1 protein-coding gene is annotated in these 240 nt (G+C 43.8%); it reads left to right on the top strand.

Features of this window, described 5'->3' with window-relative positions; translation table 11 throughout:
* Window positions 1-240 (top strand): AMP-binding protein (locus AC0IXC_RS29360; protein WP_471653727.1); only part of this gene is annotated, 240 nt, incomplete at both ends.

The raw sequence follows: 240 nt of genomic DNA on the forward strand, positions 1-240 counted from the left end.
ATATAGTAATGCACGCGATGTTGCGTCATATTTACAATATACTGCGGATGATCGCGTCGTTGCGGCATTGCCGATGTTCCATGTGTTCTGGTTAACAGTTGCGGTAAATGCGCCGATTGTGAACGGGGCAACGATTTTAATGGTACCGAGGTTTAGTCCGAAAGTAGTATTCCGTATTTGTCGTACGTATGAACCAACGATTTTTGCAGGTGTGCCGACGATGTACACTTACTTATATTT

It is taken from the genome of Bacillus sp. AC266 (assembly GCF_979253805.1).